The organism is Myxococcota bacterium, from assembly GCA_035498015.1.
Taxonomy (GTDB): Bacteria; Myxococcota_A; UBA9160; order SZUA-336; family SZUA-336; genus VGRW01.
In genome coordinates this window covers 1-18,793 of record DATKAO010000014.1, presented here as the reverse complement: position 1 = coordinate 18,793, position 18,793 = coordinate 1, and the positions used below count along the sequence as shown (strand labels likewise).

Genomic DNA, 18,793 nt, shown 5'->3' with positions numbered 1-18,793 from the left:
CGAGGCGCTGGTGCGGCTGAAGCGCATTCACGAGGCGCGCGAAGCGCTGCACGCGATCCAACTTCCCGACAGCGCGCCCGTCGAGGCCAAGCTCAAGGTCGCGCAGCTCTACCGCCGCACCCGCGAGCCGAAGCTGGCTGCGCCGATCCTCGAGAAACTCCACCAGGAAGACCCGAAGAACGCGGCCGTGATGGCCGAGATGGCGCAGGCCGACCTCGACGAGCGCCAGCCCGAGCAGGCGATGAAGAAGGTCGACGGCTGGATCGCGCAGCAGCCCGACAACCCGGCGCTCTACGAGATGCGCGCCAAGATCCGCCTGGGCAGCCCGGACCAGAAGGCCGACACCTTCGACAAGGCCGAGGCCGACCTCAAGGTCGCGATCGAGAAGGACCCGAACCGGGTCGAGACACTCATGACCCTGGGCAAGCTGTACCGCGAGGCCTGGCGCAAGGAAGGCGGCGAGAAGCGCCTGGACCAGGCGATCGCGACCTTCGACAAGGCCCACGCGCTGCAGAAGAACAACCCGGCCATCTCGCTCGAGCTCGCGCAGCTGTGTGAGTCAGCCGGTCGCACGCAGCAGGCGAAGGAGTACTACGAGGACGTCCTGCGCATCGACCAGGACCAGGCAGCCGCGAAGAACAACCTCGCCTGGCTGCTCGCCAACGTGGACAACCCCAGCCCGACCGACCTCGACCGCGCGCTGCAGCTCGCGCAGGACGCGAAGAACGCGCTGCCCAACAACCCGAGCGTCGCCGACACGCTGGGCTGGATCATGTACAAGAAGGGCATCCCCGCCGCGGCGATCGCGCTGTTCCGCGAGGCGATCGACAAGTACCCCGAGGGCCACCCGCTGCGCGGCACCGTGCGCTACCACCTGGCCAAGGCGTACGACCGCAATGGCGAGCGAGACCGCGCTGTCGCCGAGCTGAAGCGCGCCCTCGACGAGGTCTCGAACTTCACCGAGCGTGCCGACGCCGAGAAGTTCCTGAAGGAGCTCCAGACCGGCTGAATCGCCGCGCGCAGCGAGCCGCAGGCGAGTGCAGTGGCGACGGAGGCGAGGCGAAGGCCGCCCTGAGCCGAGCCTGCAAGCGGCGGAGCCGCGCGCAGCGAGCCGAAGGCGAGCGTAGTCAACAAGACGTGTAAAGGCGCAGTCGGCCATTGCCGATGCGCGGCGCAGAAGGGGGAATCCATGTCCTCGCTGCGCCCCATCCTACTGGCCGTCGGACTCTGCGTGCTGCCCGCGCTCACGTTTGCGCAGGAGCAGGGCGAGGGTGTCACTCCCGACGGCCGCAAGGGTCAGATCTACAAGGTCCAGAAAGGCGACACGCTCTGGGCCATCTCGCAGAAGTATCTCGGCACTCCCTGGATCTGGCCGTCGGTCTGGAAGGAGAACGAGAGCAAGGTGGTGAACCCCCACCGCATCTATCCCGGCGAGCTGATCTGGATCTCCGCCGGCTCCATGCGCACGCTGACTCCCGAGGAGGCCGCGCGCCTCGCGGCTGCCAGCCAGGCCGCGCCGGCCGAGGCCGCGCCCGCCGCCGAGCTGCCCGCCGCGCCCGCACCCGGGCCGGCCCCGCAGGCCGGCGAGGAGTCCGACCCGTTCGCCTCGCTCGACGCGGCCGACGTGACCGGCGAGGTGAAGGTCGACGTGCCCACGCTCCAGGGCGTGAGCTTCGTGACTGCCAACGAGCTGAAGGCCTCGGGCGCAGTCATGGGCAATCACGACGAGAACATCTGGATGGCCCAGGGCCAGCGCACGATCCTGTCGGTCGGCGAGGGTCAGGGCCACGTCGGCGACGCGTTCACCGTGTTCCGCGTGCGCCGCGAGCTGCGCCACCCGCAGACCGGTCTGACGCTCGGCTACTTCGTGCAGGTGCTCGGCAAGGCGGAGATCACGCAGCTCTATCCCGAAACGAGCTGGGCCAAGATCATCACGTCCTACGCCGAGATCCAGCCCGGCGACCGCGTGCTGCCGTTCGTGGAGGAGCCGGCCGCGATCACCGAGGTGCGCTCCGGCGAGGCCGTGCGCGGCACGATCGTCGCGTTCCAGCCCTACCGCCAGCGCACGGGCGCGGGTGACTTCGTGATCCTCGACGCCGGCACCAAGCAGGGCATGGTGGCGGGCCGGCGCCTGGTCGTGTTCCGGCCCTCGAAAGAGGTCCGTGACCCGCTCACCAAAGACATGCTGATGGTCCCGGACGACGTGATCGGCGACCTGTTCGTGGTGAAGGCGAGCGAGGGCACCTCACTCGCGCTGGTCACCAAGTCGGAGCGCGACCTGCACGTCGGGGACTTGTTCCGCAACTCGCGCTAACGCGCCTGCGGCTCGCTGCGCGCCGCGGAGCGGCTTGCGGGACTCGCTCGCTCAGGGCGGCCTTCGCGAGTCTCTCGCGCTAGCGCGTTCTAGCGCGCGTTCTAGCGGGACTTCCGGCTCTCCTCCTCGGCGTGGCGCTGGATGAACGCCTGCGCTGCCGCCATGGCGTCGCCCATGAACTTGGGTGCGCCGTCGCCGGCGAAGGCGAGCGAGGCCTCGCGCGCGCGGTTCGCGCCCAGGGCGAGCCGCGGAGTCACGTAGCGCGCGAACAGCTCGTACGACTTCTTGGTGTTCTCGAAGTCCGCCCAGTTGTGCGCGAGCTGCAGGAACGCGCCGAAGCCGCCGGTCTTCTTCTCGAGTCTCTCGACCAGCTCCACGGCGTCGTCGGGCGTGCCGATCACGGCGCGGCCGCTCTCGATCAGGCCGTCGACCAGGTCGCCGCTCGGCGTCGGATTGCCGAAGCCCGCGGGGCTGATGCGGTTGAAGTAGGCGGCCCACTTCTCGAGCCCGAACTGCACGTTCTTGCGCGCCTGCTCGCGCGTGGCGGCCAGGTGGATCGGCGCCACCAGGCGCAGGTCGGCGCGGTTCATCTCCGCGCCGCGCTCGGCTGCGAAGTCACACGCCACCTTCCAGTTCACGCCCAGGGCGTCGAAGCCGTCGGGCTGGGTCGAGGCCACGCACAGCATGCCCAGGCCGTAGCGCCCGGCCGCGCGGCCGCCCGAAGGAGTCACCGTGCTCGCCACCGCGACGTGCGGGCGCGGGCGCGTGAACGGGCGCAGCTGGCAGCGCGCGTCGCGCAGCTCGAACCAGTCGGTCTTGGCAGTCACGGTCTCGCCGGCCAGGAGGCGCAAAATCACCTCGAGTGACTCGATCATGCGGTCGCGCTGCTTCGCGACCGGGATGCCCAGCATGTGCGCGTCGGAGGGCAGGAGTCCCGGTCCGACCCCGAACATGGCGCGTCCGCGGGTCATGTGGTCGAGCTGGATCATGCGGTCCGCGACCATGAGCGGGTTGTGGTACGGCAGCGAGATCACGCCCGTGCCGAGCCTGATGCGCTGCGTGCGCTCGGCCGCGGCCGCGATGAACAGCTCGGGCGAGGCGATGATCTCGTAGCCCGCCGAGTGGTGCTCGCCGATCCAGGCCTCGTCGTAGCCCACGCGGTCGAGAAACTCGACCAGCTCCAGATCGCGCCGCAGCGCGAGCGTCGGGTCCTCGTCGACGGGATGGAACGGGGCGAGAAAGATGCCGTTGCGCAGCGCGAGCTCGGACATGCGAAGCCTCCCTCGGGGCATGGCCAGGGTGGCCATGCGACCCTCGGGCCGCAGTCTATCCGAGCGCTAGACTCAGCGTCGGATGGCCCGGACACTGTTGCTCGTGTTGCTGGCCGCGTCATACGGGGGCGACGAATCCACCCCGTGGCCCGGGTGCGCCAAGCATCCCGATCGGGCAGACGCGTGTTTCAGCGTGCACGGCCGGCTCGCGCTCGGCAACGGGAACCCGGGGCGGCGCATCTGGGTCGTCGGCACGCATCGCATGCTCGGCGTGTTTCCCGACGACCCGGCGCCCGTCGAGCCCGAGTGTCTCGCCGACCGGATCGCGCCGGGCGGCGGCTCTACGCCGACCTTCTGGTGTGTCCCTTCGCCCCGGAACGGCCCGGTGTGATGCGACCCGTGTGCATCGCCTCGGCCGCGCACATGGTGGTCGAACAAGGCTCGGACGTGCGCGCGGTCGCGGGCACCTGCAGCGAGCCATAGCCTGAGGTAGGCTGACCGGATGACTGCCCGAGCGTGGCTGTTCGTGCCCGGTGACAGCGAGCGCAAGCTCGCCAAGGCCGAGGCGATCGGGTCGGACGTGCTGATCCTCGACCTCGAGGACGCGGTCGCGGCCGAGCGGCGGCCCGCGGCGCGCGGCCTGGTGCGCGAGTATCTCGCGGCGCGCGCGGCCGACTCGGGCGCGCGGCGCTCGGAGCTCTGGGTGCGCATCAATCCGCTCGCGTCCGCAGACGCGCTCGCCGACCTGGCTGGTGTGATGCCGGGCGCGCCGGACGGCATCGTCGTGCCCAAGACCGACTCGGGCGCGCAGGTGGCGACGCTGGCGCACTATCTCGACGCGCTCGAGGCGCGCGAGGGCATCCGGCCGGGGCGCACGCGCATCGTGCCGGTCGCGACCGAGACCGCGGCCGCGGTGTTCTCGCTCGGCAGCTACGCCGGAGTGACTGCGCGGCTCGCCGGACTCACCTGGGGCGCCGAGGACCTGCCCGCCGCGCTGGGCGCCAGCACCAACCGCGGGCCCGACGGCGAGCTCGCGTTCGTGTACCAGCTCGCGCGTGCGCTGTGTCTGGCGGGCGCGGTGGCGGCGGGCGTGCAGCCCGTCGACACCGTGTATCCCGACTTCCGCGATTCGGCGGGGCTCGAGAAGACTTGCGCGCGCGCGCGCATGGACGGCTTCACCGGCAAGATCGCGATCCACCCCGACCAGGTGCCGGTGATCCAGCAGGCGTTCAGCCCGAGCGAGGCCGAGGTCGCGCACGCCAGGCGCGTGGTCGCCGCGTTCCGCGCCAGCCCCGGCGTGGGCACGGTCGGGCTCGACGGCCAGATGCTCGACATGCCGCACCTGAAGCAGGCCGAGCGTGTGCTGCAGATCGCGGGGGCGAGCGAGCGAAGGCCGCCCTGAACGAGGTTCGCGAGCGCCGAAGCCTGCGCGCAGTGAGCCGCAGGCGCACGCAGTGGATCGGAACGCGTCTAGGCGGCGGTCTCGGCCAGCACGACCTCGGTCGCGAACAGGGCGCCCTCGGCGGGCGCGCCCGACGCCAGGTGACACACGCTGGTGTCGACCACGCCGGCCGCGAGCACGTCGGGCAGCACCGCGCGCAGCGCCGCCAGGTCGCGCTCCGCGCCGCGCACCTCGAGCCGCGCCACCGGCCAGCGCAGGCTCTTCTTGGCGCTGGTCTTGGCGCCGCGGATGCGGGTCGAGATCTCGACCGCGGCGGCGTACGCGCCGTCGGCCCGCTCGAGCGGGATTCCGGCCAGCTCGGCCGCCGTTGGCCAGGGGCCGCGGTGGATCGAGCGCGCGCCGAAGCGCCACGACCAGACCTCTTCGGTCACGAACGGCAGCGCCGGCGCGAACAGGCGCAGGAACGTGCGCAGCGCGAGCTCGAGCGTGGCCAGCGCCGAGCGCTGGTCCGCGCTCGGCGACTCCGCGTAGGCGCGCACCTTCACGATCTCGAGATAGTTGTCGCAGAAGTCCCAGAACGCCTCTTCCGTGGCCTGGATGGCGGCGGCGTATTCGAAGCTCTCGAACGACGCGGTCGCGCGCGCCACCACGTCGCGCAGGCGCTGTACGAACGACAGGTCGAGCGGGTGCTGGATCGCGGCCGGCGGATGCGACTCACCGGCGCGCTCGAGCTGCTGGATCACGAAGCGGCCCGCGTTCACGAGCTTCGTGGCCAGCCGCTTGCCGAGCTTCATGACCTGCTCGTCGAGGGTCGTGTCCACGCCCAGCCGCGCGCGGCACGCCCAGTAGCGCACGCCGTCGGTGGTGTACTGGTCGAACAGGTGACCCGGCGTGGTCACGTTGCCCTTGGACTTGGCCATCTTCTTGCGGTCCGGGTCGAGGATCCAGCCGCTGATCACCACGTTCTTCCACGGGATCCGGCGCTCGTGCAGGTAGGCCTTCACGATCGTGTAGAAGGCCCAGGTCCGGATGATCTCGTGCGCCTGCGGCCGCATGTCCATCGGGAAGAGCTTCGCGTGGCGCGTGGGGTCGAGCGTCCAGTGACTCATGATCTGCGGCGACATCGACGACGTGGCCCAGGTGTCCATCACGTCCGCGTCGCCGACGAAGCCGCCGGGCTGACCGCGCTGTGACTCACGGAAGCCTGCCGGCGGCGCCAGCCGCGGGTCGACCGGCAGCTCGTCGGGCCGCGCGTAGATCGGGCGCTCGTGATCGGCCTCGCCGTTCGCGTCGAGCCGGTACCAGACCGGGAACGGCACGCCCGAGAAGCGCTGGCGGCTGATGCACCAGTCCTGGTTCAGGCCCTGCACCCAGTTCTCGTAGCGCAGCCGCATGTGACTCGGGTGCCAGGCGATCTTGCGCCCCTGCTCGAGTAGCGCGTCGCGGTGCTCGAGCAGGCGCACGAACCACTGGCGCGTGGGCAGGAACTCGAGCGGGCGCGAGCCGCGCTCGTAGAACTTCACCGCGTGCGTGATCGGGCGCGGCTCACCGGCGAGTGACCCGTCGGCGCGCAAGAGCTCGACGATCTTCGTGCGCGCCTGCTTCACGGTCTTGCCCTCGAGCTCGGCCCAGGCCGCACGCGCGCGCGCCGGGTCGGCGCTCTCGAAGGGTGACTCGCCGTACGCGACGCGCCGCATGCGGCCGTCGGGGCCGATCAGCTGGCGCAGCGGCAGGCCCTGCGTGCGCCAGAACTCCACGTCGGCCTGGTCGCCGAACGTGCACACCATGAGGATGCCCGTGCCCTTCTCGGGGTCGGCGTGCTCGGCGCGCAGGATCGGCACGCGCGCGTGGAAGAGAGGCGTGCGCGCGGTCTTGCCGAAGTAGCTGCGGTAGCGCTCGTCGTTCGGGTGCGCGACCACCGCCACGCACGCGCCCAGGAGCTCGGGCCGCGTGGTCGAGATCGTGATCGGCCGCTCGCCCTCGACGGCGAAGCAGAGGTCGTGGAAGGCGCCCGGCTGCTCGCGGTCCTCAGTCTCCGCCTGCGCGATCGCGGTCTGGTCGTCGACGTCCCACACCGTGGGCGCGTACTTCGAGTACGCCTCGCCCTTCGCGATCAGGTCGAGAAACGAGAGCTGCGCCATGCGCCGCGGGAAGTCGGCGATCGTCCGGTAGAGCTGCGTCCAGTCGTACGAGAGACCGAGCCGGCGCCACAGCGCCTCGAACACCGCCTCGTCGTCGCTCATCACGAGCTTGCACGCCTCGATGAAGTTCTGGGGAGACACGTCCTCGAGCGGCGCGTCGGCCGGCTTGTCGCGGCGCGGCTGCCAATTCGGGTCGTACGTGAGTCGCGGGTTGGGCCGGATCCCGAGCACGATCTGCACGCGCCGCTCGGTCGGCAGGCCGTTGTCGTCCCAGCCGATCGGGAACGCGATGTTCTTGCCCAGCATGCGCTGGTAGCGCGTGATCGCGTCGGCGTGCACGTAGCTGAACACGTGCCCGATGTGCAGCTTCCCGGAGACCGTGGGCGGCGGCGTGTCCACCACGAACGTCTCCGAGCGCGGACGGTTCGGGTCCCAGCGGTACACGCCGTCGCGCTCCCAGCGCTCCGCCCAGCGGCGCTCCGCCTCTTCGGGCACGTAGCTTTCCGGGATCTCCGACATCACCAGCTTCCCCAAGCACCGGTCGCGCGCGCGAACACGGCGAGCGCCGCGTTCGTGACCGCGTGGGCGGAAATGCATGATACGAGGTCGCCGCGCGCGATCCAGAGAGCGCACATGAGCGCGCCGTAGCCGCACGCCGCGAGCCACTCGCCGGCGTGGTGACCGGCGGCGAACAGGGCGGTCGAGCCGACCAGCGCGAGCGGCGTCCAGGCGCCCGGCGCGACCGAGGCCAGGTCGGAGCGGTCGAGCGCCCGGCCCAGCGGCGCCGGGTCGCCCGCGGCGCGCGCCTGCGCGTAGAGCACCCCCACTCCGAGCGCCCAGCCGCGGAACAGCGGCTCCTCGATCAGGGGTGGCAGGAGCGTCGCGCCCAGCGCCCGGGCCGCCCAGGCGCCCTCGCTCCAGGCGGGGGCGTCGGACGGCGCGAACGGCGCATGCAGCCCGAGCCAGAGGCCGGCTCCGGCCAGCCCGAAGAGCGCACCCCAGGCGATCGAGCCCGCGACCGGGCGCGGGCCGCGCAGCGGCAGCCAGCGGCGCCAGTAGAACGCCAGCGCCGCACCCACGGCGACCAGCCGCGCGCCGTAGATCCAGAGCGCATGGCTGCGCGGATCGGCGAGCGCGCCGATCGCGACATACAGCACGTAGGGCGCCGCGTACGGCACGAGCAGCGAGGCGGGCGTGCGCGCGGCGGGGTCCGACATGGGCGGCTACTCTAGCCGCACTCACGCCGCGCGGTCCCGCGGAGTCGGCTTGGACGCGGAAGTCATCGCGCGCATCGCGCTGGGCGCGGTCTTGTCCCGGCCCCACGTACGGGCACTGCTCGCATCGGCCGGCTCGGCGCGCGCCGCGCTCGCGGCCGGAGGCAAGGGTCTCGCCCCGCGGCTCGCCGCTGCGCTGCGGCGCGCCGACCCGCGCGCGGCCGAGCGCATGCTCGCGCGCGCGAGTGACTCGGGGGTGCGCGCGCTCGCGCCCGACTCGGCCGAGTTCCCGGCGGCGCTGCGCGAGATCCCGGATGCGCCGCTGCTCTTGTGGCTGCGCGGGGCGCTGCCGGCGGGGCCGGCGCTGGCGATCGTGGGCTCGCGCCGTCCGTCGTCGCGCGCGCGCGCCTGCGCGCAGGCATTCGCGGCCGAGCTGGCGCGCGCGGGCGTGGCGATCGTCTCGGGCCTGGCCTACGGCATCGACGGCGCGGCGCACGAAGGGGCGCTGGCCGGCGGCGGCCCGACGGTGGCGGTGCTGGCGTCGGGGCTTTGCATCGTGACTCCGCACGGCCAGGCGCCGCTCGCCGCGCGCATCCTGGCCGCGGGCGGCGCCTGGCTCTCCGAGCGCGATCCCTGGGCCGACGCGCACCCGCGTCACTTCCCCGAGCGCAACCGCCTGATCTCGGGGCTGGCGCGAGTCACTCTCCTGGTCGAGGCGCGCGAGCGGAGCGGGTCGCTGTGGAGCGCGCGCCACGCGCTCGAGCAGGGCCGCGACGTGGCGGTCGTGCCCGGCCCGATCGACACCGATCTGTGTCGCGGGTCGAACCGCCTGCTGCGCGAGGGCGCCACGCCGATCCTCGACGCCGACGACCTGCGGGCGGCCGTGCTGGGTCCGCTCGCGGCGCGGCCGGCCGCCGCGCCAAGAGCCGGGGGATCGCCCGCGGCGCGGGCCATCCTGGCTCATCTGGCGGACGGCCCGTGCGAGCTCGACCAGCTCGCCCGCGGGCTGGGCCGCAGCCCGGCCGACCTGGCCCCCGCGCTGCTCGAGCTCGAGCTCGAGGGCCGGGTCCGGCGCGAGGGCGCGCGCCTGGCCGCCACGCGGGCCGGATCCTGAGCGTCCGAGCTATGTTTCGACCCCCATGGCGGCGCGCGTACAGGTGGTCGGAGGCGGGCTCGCGGGCTGCGAGGCCGCGTGGCAGCTCGCGCGCCGGAGCGTGCCGGTCACGCTCTACGAGATGCGCCCGGAGCAGCGGTCGCCCGCGCACACGACCGACGAGCTGGCGGAGCTGGTGTGCTCGAACAGCCTGCGCTCCGACGCGCCCGAGAACGCCGTGGGCCTCTTGCACGAAGAGATGCGCCGCGCGGGGTCGCTGGTGCTGTCGGCGGCCGACGCGACCCGCGTGCCCGCGGGCTCGGCGCTGGCGGTCGACCGCGTGGCCTTCGCGCGCGAGATCGCCTCGCGCATCGAGGCCGAGCCCCGGATCGAGCTCGTGCGCCGCGAGGTGCGCGAGCTGCCGCAGGGACTGACCATCGTCGCCACGGGCCCGCTCACCTCCGACTCACTCGCCGAAGAGATACGCGCGCTGTGCGGCGACTCACTCTACTTCTACGACTCGATCGCACCGGTGGTCTACGCCGACAGCCTCGACCACGAGCGGCTGTTCCGCGCCTCGCGCTGGCAGGACGCAGGCGGCGCCGAAGGCGACTATCTCAACTCGCCGCTCGAGCGCTCGGCCTACTACACCTTCGTGTCCGAGCTGGTCGCGGCCGAGAAGGTGCCGCTGCACCAGTTCGAGAAGCCGGTGTACTTCGAGGGCTGTCTGCCGATCGAGGTCATGGCCGAGCGCGGGCCGGAGACACTGGCCTTCGGGCCGATGAAGCCGGTGGGGCTGGCAGATCCGCGCGGCGGTCCGGCGCCCTACGCCGTGGTCCAGCTGCGCCAGGAGGACAAGGCCGGCTCGCTGTACAACCTGGTCGGCTTCCAGACCAAGCTCAAGATCGGCGAGCAGAAGCGCATCTTCCGCAGCTTGCCGGGACTGGAGCGGGCCGTGTTCGCGAGGCTGGGCTCGGTGCACCGCAACACCTTCATCCGCGCACCCGAGCTGCTCGACGAGACACTCGAGCACCGGGCGCGGCCGGGGCTGCACTTCGCCGGCCAGATGGCCGGCGTCGAGGGCTACGTCGAGTCGGCGGCGCTGGGCTTGCTCGCGGGCATCTTCGTGGCCGCCAAGGCCGCGGGCGAGAGAGCGCCGCTCCCGCCGGCGACGACGGCGCTGGGCGCGCTGCTCGGCCACCTGCGCCACGCCGACCCCAGACACTTCCAGCCCATGAACGTGAGCTTCGGCCTCTTCCCCGCGCTCGAGGGGCGCGAAGCGCGCGGCCCCCGGCGCGAGCGCCACGTGCGGCTCGCGGCGCGCGCGCGCGCAGACCTCGCGCCCTGGCTGCGCGCGGTCGTCGCGTGACTCCCGCGGACTCCCGCGCGCTGGCGGCCTTCGAGCGCCACCTGACCGCGGAGCGCGCGCTCTCGCCGCACACGCTGCGCGCCTATCTGGGCGAGGCGCGCCGGCTGGCCGAGAGCCCCGAGTGCGTGCGCTCGGGCGGCCTGGACCGCATCGAATCACTGGCGCTGCGCGCTTATCTCGCCGGCTTCCACCGCACGCTCAAGAGCTCGAGCCGGAACCGGCGGCTGGCCGCGCTGCGCGCGTTCTTCCGCTTCCGCGTGAAGACCGGCGCGCGCGCGGTCGACCCGAGCGAGGGCCTGCACAGCCTGAAGCAGGAGCGGCGCGTGCCGTCGCCGCTGGCGGCCGAGGACTGCGAGAGACTGATCGAGAGCGACGACCCCGGGCGCGCGCCCGAGCTGTCCACGCGCGACCGCGCGCTGTTCGAGCTGCTCTACGGCACCGGCATGCGCGTGGGCGAGCTGGCCAAGCTGCGCGTCCGGGACTGGGACCGCTACCGTTGCGAGGTGCGGGTGCGCGGCAAGGGCAACAAAGAGCGGATCATTCCCGTGACGGCCGCCACCCAGCGCGCGCTCGACGCGTGGCTCGCGCTGCGCCCCCAAGAGGGGCTGCTCGCGCAGCCCCTGTTCACGAACGCGCGCGGCGGCGCGCTGGGCGAGCGCGGCGTGCGCGTGATCCTGCGCCGGCGCCTGCGCGTGGCGGGCATCGCCCGGCCGGCCAGCCCCCACACCTTGAGACACTCGTACGCGACTCACATGCTGGAGGCCGATGCCGACCTGCGCGCGATCCAGGAGCTCTTGGGCCACGAGCGGCTGTCCACGACCCAGCGCTACACGCAGGTCTCCGCCGAGCACCTGTCGCGCGTGTACCGCTCGGCCCATCCGCGCGCCAAGGGAGAACGGCAGTGAGCGAGTTCCACGGCACCACCGTGATCGCCGTGAAGCGCGGCAAGAGCGTGGTGATCGCCGGCGACGGCCAGGTGACGCTCGGCAACACGATCATGAAGCGCACTGCGCGCAAGGTGCAGCGGCTGCACGGCGGGCGAGTCATCGCCGGCTTCGCCGGCTCGACCGCCGACGCCTTCGCGCTGGCCGAGCGCTTCGAGGCCAAGCTCGAGGAGCGCGGCGGGATCCTGCGCCGCGCCGCGGTCGAGCTCGCGAAAGACTGGCGCACCGACCGCGCGCTGCGCCGGCTCGAGGCGCTGCTGATCGTGGCGGACTCACAAGACCTGCTGGTGATCTCGGGCAACGGCGACGTGATCGAGCCCGACGGCGGCGTGGCCGCGATCGGCTCGGGCGGCTCGTTCGCGCTGGCCGCCGCGCGCGCGCTGATGGACGCGACGCCGATGGGCGCGCGCGAGATCGCCGAGCGGAGCCTGCGCATCGCGGCCGAGATCTGTCTGTACACCAACGACCAGATCAGCGTGGAGGAGCTCGCGCTTTGAGGACCTTCACCCCCCGCGAGGTCGTGTCCGAGCTCGACCGCTACATCGTCGGACAGCACGCCGCCAAGCGCGCGGTCGCGATCGCGCTGCGCAACCGCTGGCGCCGGCAGAACGTGACGGGCGACCTGCGCGACGAGATCCACCCCAAGAACATCCTGATGATCGGGCCCACCGGCGTGGGCAAGACCGAGATCGCGCGGCGACTGGCCAAGCTCGCGGCGGCGCCGTTCGCGAAGGTCGAGGCCTCGAAGTTCACCGAGGTCGGCTACGTGGGCCGCGACGTCGAGTCGATCGTGCGCGACCTGATGGAGATCGGCATCAAGCTGGTGCGCGAGGAGGAGCTGGCGAAGGTGCGCGCCTCGGCGGAGCGCGTCGCCGAGGAGAGACTGCTCGACGCGCTGTATCCGCGCGGACCCGGAGTCACCAGCGCCGAAGACCCGACGCGCGAGCGCCTGCGCCAGAAGCTGCGCGACGGCGAGCTCGAGGAGCGCGAGGTCGAGATCGAGATGCCCGAGCGCAGCTCGTCCACGCTCGAGATCTTCTCGCCGCAGGGCATCGAGGAGATGGGCGTCTCGCTCAAGGACCTGATGGGCAACCTGATGCCCAAGCGCACGCGTGCCCGGCGGGTCAAGGTCGCGCAGGCGCGCGAGTTCCTGCGCGACGACGAGGCTTCGCGCCTGATCGACCAGGACGCGGTGCGCGAGCGCGCGCTCCAGCGGGTCGAGCAGAGCGGGATCGTGTTCATCGACGAGATCGACAAGATCGCGCGCCGCGAGACACACGGGCCCGACGTCTCGCGCGAGGGCGTGCAGCGCGACCTGCTGCCGATCGTCGAGGGCACGAGCGTGCAGACCAAGCACGGCACGGTGCGCACCGACCACATCCTGTTCATCGCGGCGGGCGCCTTCCACGTGTCACGGCCGTCCGACCTGATCCCCGAGCTGCAGGGCCGCTTCCCGATCCGCGTCGAGCTTCTAGACCTCGACGAGGCGGCATTTGTGCGGATCCTCGAGGAACCCCACAATGCGCTCGTGAAACAGTATCAGGCGCTGCTCGCCACCGAGAACGTGCGGCTCGAGTTCAAGCCGGACGCGATCCGGGAGATCGCGCGCATCGCGGCCGAGGTGAATCGCTCGACCGAGAACATCGGCGCGCGCCGGCTGCACACGGTGCTCGAGAGACTGCTCGACGACGCGCTGTTCGAGGCGCCGGACCGCGGCGGCTCGAGCGAGGTGTTCGACGGCGCGCGCGTGCGCGAGAGACTCGCCGACATCGCGGGCGACCGCGAGCTGTCGCGCTTCATCTTGTAGGCCGCCATGGAAGAGCTGATCCGCAAGGCGAACACCCTGATCGAGGCGCTGCCGTACATCCGCGCCTTCTTCGAGAAGACCGTGGTGGTCAAGTACGGCGGCGCCGCCATGGAGAACGACGCGCTCAAGGCCTCGTTCGCCAAGGACGTGACGCTCCTGCGCTTCATCGGGCTGCGCCCGGTGATCGTGCACGGCGGCGGGCCGCAGATCGGCGAGCTCCTGGCGCGCCTGGGCAAGAAGACCGAGTTCGTCGACGGCGTGCGAGTCACCGACGAAGAGACCATGGAAGTGGTCGAGATGGTGCTCGGGGGCCAGATCAACGGCGAGATCGTGTCACTGATCGGCGACGCCGGCGGGCTGGCGATCGGACTCACCGGCAAGGACTCCGGCGGCTTCCTGCGCGTGACCCGGCTGCTGGGTCCGGGCGGCCGCGACCTGGGCCGCGTGGGCAACCCGGACCGCGTGGACGTGTCGCTGATCCGCACGCTCACCAAGGACGGCTTCATTCCCGTGATCGCGCCGGTCGGCGTCGACGCCGAGGGCCACACCTACAACGTGAACGCGGACACCGCGGCCGGCGCGATCGCCGAGGCGCTGTCCGCCGAGAAGCTGATCCTGCTCACCGACGTGGAAGGCGTGCTCGACGCCGACAAGCAGCTGATCCACCAGATGACCGAGGGCGAGGTACGGCGCGCGATCGCCACGGGCACCGTGAAGGGCGGCATGATTCCGAAGCTCGAGTGCGCCGTGCACGCGATGGAGCGCGGAGTCACTGCGGCGCACATCATCGACGGGCGCGTCCCGCACGCGCTCCTGCTCGAGATCTTCACCGACGGCGGCGTGGGGACCAAGCTTGTCCGCACGAAGCCCTGAGCCGCGCCTGCCCAAGGACTTCCTGTCGATCGCCGACTGGCCGCGCGAGGCGATCGAGCGCATGCTCGCGCGCGCGCGCGAGCTGAAGGACCTGCGCAAGCGGCGCGTGCCCGTGCGCTCGCTCGACGGCGCGTCGGTGCTGTTGTATTTCGCCAAGCCGAGCCTGCGCACGTTCGTGACCTTCGAGGTCGGCGTGGTCGAGCTGGGCGGGTTCCCGGTGTATCTCCCGCCCGGGCAGGTGCAGATCGGCGAGCGCGAGCCGACCGAGGACGTGGCGCGCAACCTGTCGCGCTGGTGCCACGGCATCGTCGCGCGCACCTTCGGCCACGACCTGGTCGAGACCCTGGCCGCGCACGCCAGCGTGCCGGTGATCAACGCGCTCACCGACCGGCTGCACCCCTGCCAGGCCATGGCCGACGCGCTCACGATCCTCGAGCACGGCGACCTGCGCGCCGACCAGCTCACCTACGTCGGCGACGGCAACAACATGTGTCACTCGCTGATCAACCTGGCCGCGTGTCTGGGCATGTCGCTGGTGGTGTGCACGCCACCGGGCTTCGCGCCCGACGCCGAGCTGGTGCGCGCGGCGCGCGAGCGCGCGGCCGGGAACGGCGCGCAGCTCCGCTTCGTGGCCGACCCGCGCGAGGCGGTGAAGGGCGCGCGCTTCATCTACACCGACGTGTGGGCCAGCATGGGACAGGAGAGCGAAGCCGAGTCACGCAAGCGCGTCTTCCGCCCGTACCAGGTCAACGCCGAGCTGGTGGCGCTCGCGCCCGAGGCGCGCATCCTGCACTGCCTGCCCGCGCATCGCGGCGAGGAGATCACCGCCGAGGTGGTCGACTCCGAGCGCTCGCTCGTGTTCGATCAGGCTGAAAATCGTCTACACGCACAGAAAGCCATCCTCGAGCTCTTGATCGCGCGCTCCTAGCGACAGGCGCGTCAGGCGCGCCGACCTGCGCCTCAATTTTCCGCCGAGTCACCCCGATAGCTTGTGGGGCGAATTGCGCGTTCGCGTGGAGGCGGAATGGGTTCGAGCACCGACGGCGAAGCGGCCTCGAACGAGGCGGCCAAAGCGGGCGCTCGCGTCGACTTGCCCGACGCGTTCCAGCGCGAGATCCGCGAGTTCGCCAAGGCGCTGCCCTCGCTGAACTACTACGACGTGCTCGGCGTCCCGCGCGAAGCCGAGCCCGCCGAGATCCGCGACGCGTTCTTCCAGCGCTCGAAGACCTATCACCCGGACCGCTACTTCAAGAAGGAGCTGGGCCCGTACGGCGAGCTCTTGCACGAAGTCTACAAGCGCATCGTCGCCGCACACGACGTGCTGCGCGACTCGAAGCTGCGCGGCGCGTACGACCGGTCACTCACTCCGACCACCGCCGAGTCACGACCCGTGGTGCTGCCGCCGCCGGCGGTGCCGGTCTCGCGCGCGCCCACCTCGGGACGCGGCGCCTCGCTGCGCAGCCGCCTGGGCCTGAAGTCTCCGGGCCTCATGCTGGTCTCGCTGCAGCGCCAGCTGGAACAGAGCCGCGCGCGCGCCGCCAAGCAGTTCGAGGCCGCCATGCTGCAGAAGAAGAACGGTGACTGGGCGCGCGCCGCGCAGCTGGTCGAGCTGGCGCTCGCCTTCGACCCGCGCGAGAAGCGCTACCACGACGAGCTGGCCGAGATCCTGCCGCGCGCCAACGCGGAGCGCGCCTCCGAGGTGCGCCGCAAGGCCGAGATCCTGCTGCGCGGCGACCGCGCGGGCGCAGCCGAGCTCTTGGAAGAAGCGGCCCAGCTCTCGCCCACCGACGCCGAGCTCGCCCACAAGCTGGCCGAGCTCCTGGCCGGGCTCGAGGGCGGGCTCGAGAAGGCCGCGGTGTACGTCGAGCGCGCGGTGTCGCTCGACGAGGAGAACGTGCGCTTCCGCAAGGCCGCCGGCGAGATCTATCGCAAGTCCGGCGACTCACAGAAGGCCCGCAAGCACCTGCAGAAGGCCTGGGAGCTCGATCCGATGGACAAGGGCATCCGACAGGCCCTCCACACGCTGCCCGCCTCCGATGCAGCGAAGGAAACATCATGAGCCGAGTGATTGGAATCGACCTGGGTACCACGAACTCGTGCGTAGCCATCCTCGAGGACGGCCAGCCGGTCGTGATTCCCAACACGGGTGGCTACAAGACGACGCCGTCGATCTTCGCAGTCACTGAAGAGGGCAAGCGCCTGGTGGGTCACCTCGCCAAGCGCCAGGCCGTCACCAACGCGAAGAACACGGTCTACGCCGCGAAGCGGCTGATCGGGCGCAGCTTCGACTCGCCGGACGTGACCAAGTTCAAGGAGCTCCTGCCCTACGAGCTGGTGCAGGGCCCGAACAACGACGTGCGCGTGCGCGTGGCCGGCCGCGTGTACACGATCCCCGAGATCTCGGGCATCGTGCTGCGCGAGATGAAGCGCGTGGCCGAGGAGTATCTCGGCGACACGGTGCAGCAGGCGGTGATCACGGTGCCGGCCTACTTCAACGACGCGCAGCGCCAGACCACGCGCGACTCGGGCCGCATCGCGGGCCTCGAGCTCCTGCGCATCATCAACGAGCCCACCGCGGCGGCGCTGGCCTACGGCTTCGGGCGCGACAAGACCGAGAACATCGCGGTCTACGACCTGGGCGGCGGCACGTTCGACATCTCGATCCTGCAGATGGGCAAGGGCGTGATCGAGGTGCTCGCGACCTCGGGTGACACGCAGCTGGGCGGCGAGGACTTCGACCGGCGCATCGTCGAGCATCTGCTCGCGAACTTCCAGGAGAAGGAGGGCGTGCAGCTGCGCGGAGACACCATGGCGCTGCAGCGGCTCAAGGACGCCGCGGAGAAGGCCAAGTGCGACCTCTCGCAGCTCCAGTCCACCGAGATCAACCTGCCGTTCATCGCCGCCGACGCGGCGGAGAACGCGCTGCACATGAGCCTGTTGCTCACGCGCGAGAAGCTCGAGGAGCTGGTCGGCGACCTGGTCGAGCGCACGCAGCCGATCGTTCAGCGCGCGCTCGACGACGCCAAGCTGACCGTGAAGCAGATCGACCAGGTGCTTTTGGTCGGCGGCCAGACGCGCATGCCCATGGTGCAGAAGACGGTCGCGACCTTCTTCGGCAAGACGCCGCACAAGGGCGTGAACCCCGACGAGGTGGTGGCGGTCGGCGCCGCGATCCAGGCCGCGATGCTCTCCGAGGAGAAGGAGGGACCGCTGCTGGTCGACGTGACTCCGCTGTCGCTCGGCATCGCGACCTTCGGCGGTCACTTCGCCAAGCTGATCGAGCGCAACACCACGGTGCCGACCTCGCGCCAGGAGATCTTCACCACGACCCGCGACAACCAGACCGCAGTGAAGATCCGCGTGCTACAGGGTGAGTCCGACCGCGCCGACGACAACGATCTGCTCGGAGAGTTCGTGCTGGCCGGGATCCCGCCCGGACCCAAGGGGCAGCCGGAGATCGAGGTCACCTTCGACATCGACGCGAACGGCATCGTGTCGGTCTCGGCGCGCGACCTCGCGACCGGGCGCGCCCAGTCCATCCAGGTCAACCCGCGCGGCACGCTCACGCCCGAGGAGATCGAGAGACTCGCCGGCGCGTACCAGCAGGGCGAAGAGGTTGCCGTCAAGGGCTGAGCCGTGGACGACGCCAGACACGCTGAAGTCACTCGGCTCCTCAAGCGGGGCCTCAACCACTACGGGTTGGGCGACCTGGAGTCGGCGATCTCCTGCTGGGAGCAGGCGCGCGCGCTGGATCCGGAGAACCAGGCGGTCCACGACTATCTCGAGACCGCTTACGAGGAGCAGGGCGGAGGCCGGCGCAAGGCCGGGCCCAAGGGCGTGAAGCCCGCGGCCGCGCCGGCCAAGGCCGCGCCCGCCAAGAAGCCGGCCGCCAAGGCCCCTCCGCCCAAGCCGGTCACCGACGAGGACGACACCCCGAAGAGCGGCCCGGTGGTCGAGTTCGACGCCGACACCGACAACCCGGACACGCAGATCCAGCTCGCGCTCTCGGCCTACAAGGAAGGCCGCTACGACGACGCCTGGAACGAGCTGCGCCGCCTGGCCAAGGAGCAGCCCGACCGGCTCGACGTGCAGGGCTATCTCCAGCTCGTGCGCACCGAGCGCGCGCAGGCCTGGGCCAAGGAGATCGGCGACCAGGGCCGCGTGCTGCGCCTCAAGGTCACCACGGCGCAGATCATGAAGCTGCGCCTTCAGCCCGACGAGGGCTTCATGCTCTCCCAGATCGACGGCCGCATGTCGATCGCCGACCTGATCTCGCTCTCGACCGCCGACCGCGTCCGGACGCTCGAGATCATCGCCAAGCTGCTGCGCGAAGGCATCGTCGAGTAAGCGCTTCGCGGGGTCGGG

At 71.4% G+C, this 18,793-nt stretch carries 16 protein-coding genes and 1 pseudogene; 14 read left to right on the top strand and 3 right to left on the bottom strand.

Features of this window, described 5'->3' with window-relative positions:
- The coding region (locus tag VMR86_01085) for a tetratricopeptide repeat protein (GenBank protein HTO05625.1) at window positions 1–1,009 on the top strand (1,009 nt) is incomplete at its 5' end.
- Window positions 1,010–1,189: 180 nt separating this feature from the next.
- The gene (locus VMR86_01080; GenBank protein ID HTO05624.1) at window positions 1,190–2,314 is read left to right on the top strand and encodes a LysM peptidoglycan-binding domain-containing protein; all 1,125 of its coding nucleotides are present in this window, start codon (window positions 1,190–1,192) and stop codon (window positions 2,312–2,314) included.
- Window positions 2,315–2,415: 101 nt separating this feature from the next.
- Here VMR86_01080 and VMR86_01075 read toward each other — a convergent pair whose 3' ends face one another.
- Window positions 2,416–3,585 carry an LLM class flavin-dependent oxidoreductase gene (locus VMR86_01075; protein ID HTO05623.1) on the bottom strand — a complete coding sequence of 390 codons (1,170 nt, stop codon included), beginning with the start codon at window positions 3,583–3,585 and terminating at the stop codon, window positions 2,416–2,418.
- 82 nt (window positions 3,586–3,667) lie between these two features.
- Here VMR86_01075 and VMR86_01070 point away from each other — a divergent pair, with 82 nt between their 5' ends.
- Both VMR86_01070 and VMR86_01065 read left to right on the top strand, forming a co-directional pair.
- The gene (locus VMR86_01070) at window positions 3,668–3,976 is read left to right on the top strand and encodes a hypothetical protein (GenBank protein HTO05622.1); all 309 of its coding nucleotides are present in this window, start codon (window positions 3,668–3,670) and stop codon (window positions 3,974–3,976) included.
- Between the two features lie 111 nt (window positions 3,977–4,087).
- A complete protein-coding gene (locus VMR86_01065) occupies window positions 4,088–4,987 on the top strand; it encodes a CoA ester lyase (GenBank protein ID HTO05621.1) in 900 nt (299 codons plus the stop codon).
- Between the two features lie 68 nt (window positions 4,988–5,055).
- Here the strand turns inward: VMR86_01065 and valS are convergent, their stop codons facing one another.
- Window positions 5,056–7,647: a valine--tRNA ligase gene (gene valS, locus VMR86_01060; protein ID HTO05620.1), complete on the bottom strand. Its 2,592-nt coding sequence runs from the start codon at window positions 7,645–7,647 to the stop codon at window positions 5,056–5,058.
- Window positions 7,647–8,345: a CPBP family glutamic-type intramembrane protease gene (locus VMR86_01055; protein HTO05619.1), complete on the bottom strand. Its 699-nt coding sequence runs from the start codon at window positions 8,343–8,345 to the stop codon at window positions 7,647–7,649. The genes valS and VMR86_01055 overlap by 1 nt, the downstream gene beginning before the upstream one ends.
- A 49-nt stretch (window positions 8,346–8,394) precedes the next feature.
- On the opposite strand from VMR86_01055, the gene dprA reads away from it, so the two are divergent.
- The 10 genes and pseudogenes from dprA (at window position 8,395) to VMR86_01005 (ending at window position 18,775) form a co-directional block, all read left to right on the top strand.
- Window positions 8,395–9,456, top strand: a complete 1,062-nt coding sequence (gene dprA, locus VMR86_01050) for a DNA-processing protein DprA (GenBank protein HTO05618.1) — start codon at window positions 8,395–8,397, stop codon at window positions 9,454–9,456.
- 25 nt (window positions 9,457–9,481) lie between these two features.
- Window positions 9,482–10,804, top strand: a complete 1,323-nt coding sequence (gene trmFO / locus VMR86_01045) for a methylenetetrahydrofolate--tRNA-(uracil(54)-C(5))-methyltransferase (FADH(2)-oxidizing) TrmFO (GenBank protein HTO05617.1) — start codon at window positions 9,482–9,484, stop codon at window positions 10,802–10,804.
- Complete coding sequence (locus VMR86_01040; protein HTO05616.1) at window positions 10,801–11,709, top strand: tyrosine recombinase XerC; 909 nt, start codon at window positions 10,801–10,803, stop codon at window positions 11,707–11,709. The genes trmFO and VMR86_01040 overlap by 4 nt, the downstream gene beginning before the upstream one ends.
- On the top strand, window positions 11,706–12,245 hold the full coding sequence (hslV, locus tag VMR86_01035; protein HTO05615.1) for an ATP-dependent protease subunit HslV: 540 nt from the start codon (window positions 11,706–11,708) through the stop codon (window positions 12,243–12,245). Before VMR86_01040 ends, hslV begins: the two co-directional genes overlap by 4 nt.
- Entirely contained in the window at window positions 12,242–13,555 is a 1,314-nt protein-coding gene (hslU, locus tag VMR86_01030) for an ATP-dependent protease ATPase subunit HslU (protein HTO05614.1), read from the top strand. Before hslV ends, hslU begins: the two co-directional genes overlap by 4 nt.
- Window positions 13,556–13,561: 6 nt before the next feature.
- Complete coding sequence (gene argB / locus VMR86_01025; GenBank protein ID HTO05613.1) at window positions 13,562–14,428, top strand: acetylglutamate kinase; 867 nt, start codon at window positions 13,562–13,564, stop codon at window positions 14,426–14,428.
- Window positions 14,409–15,356, top strand: a complete 948-nt coding sequence (gene argF, locus VMR86_01020) for an ornithine carbamoyltransferase (protein HTO05612.1) — start codon at window positions 14,409–14,411, stop codon at window positions 15,354–15,356. The genes argB and argF overlap by 20 nt, the downstream gene beginning before the upstream one ends.
- Before the next feature lie 96 nt (window positions 15,357–15,452).
- Window positions 15,453–16,487 carry a DnaJ domain-containing protein gene (locus VMR86_01015; protein ID HTO05611.1) on the top strand — a complete coding sequence of 345 codons (1,035 nt, stop codon included), beginning with the start codon at window positions 15,453–15,455 and terminating at the stop codon, window positions 16,485–16,487.
- A pseudogene (gene dnaK, locus VMR86_01010) lies at window positions 16,484–18,016 on the top strand (molecular chaperone DnaK). Before VMR86_01015 ends, dnaK begins: the two are co-directional and overlap by 4 nt.
- A gap of 48 nt (window positions 18,017–18,064) precedes the next feature.
- On the top strand, window positions 18,065–18,775 hold the full coding sequence (locus tag VMR86_01005) for a tetratricopeptide repeat protein (GenBank protein ID HTO05610.1): 711 nt from the start codon (window positions 18,065–18,067) through the stop codon (window positions 18,773–18,775).
- Window positions 18,776–18,793 lie beyond the last annotated feature (18 nt).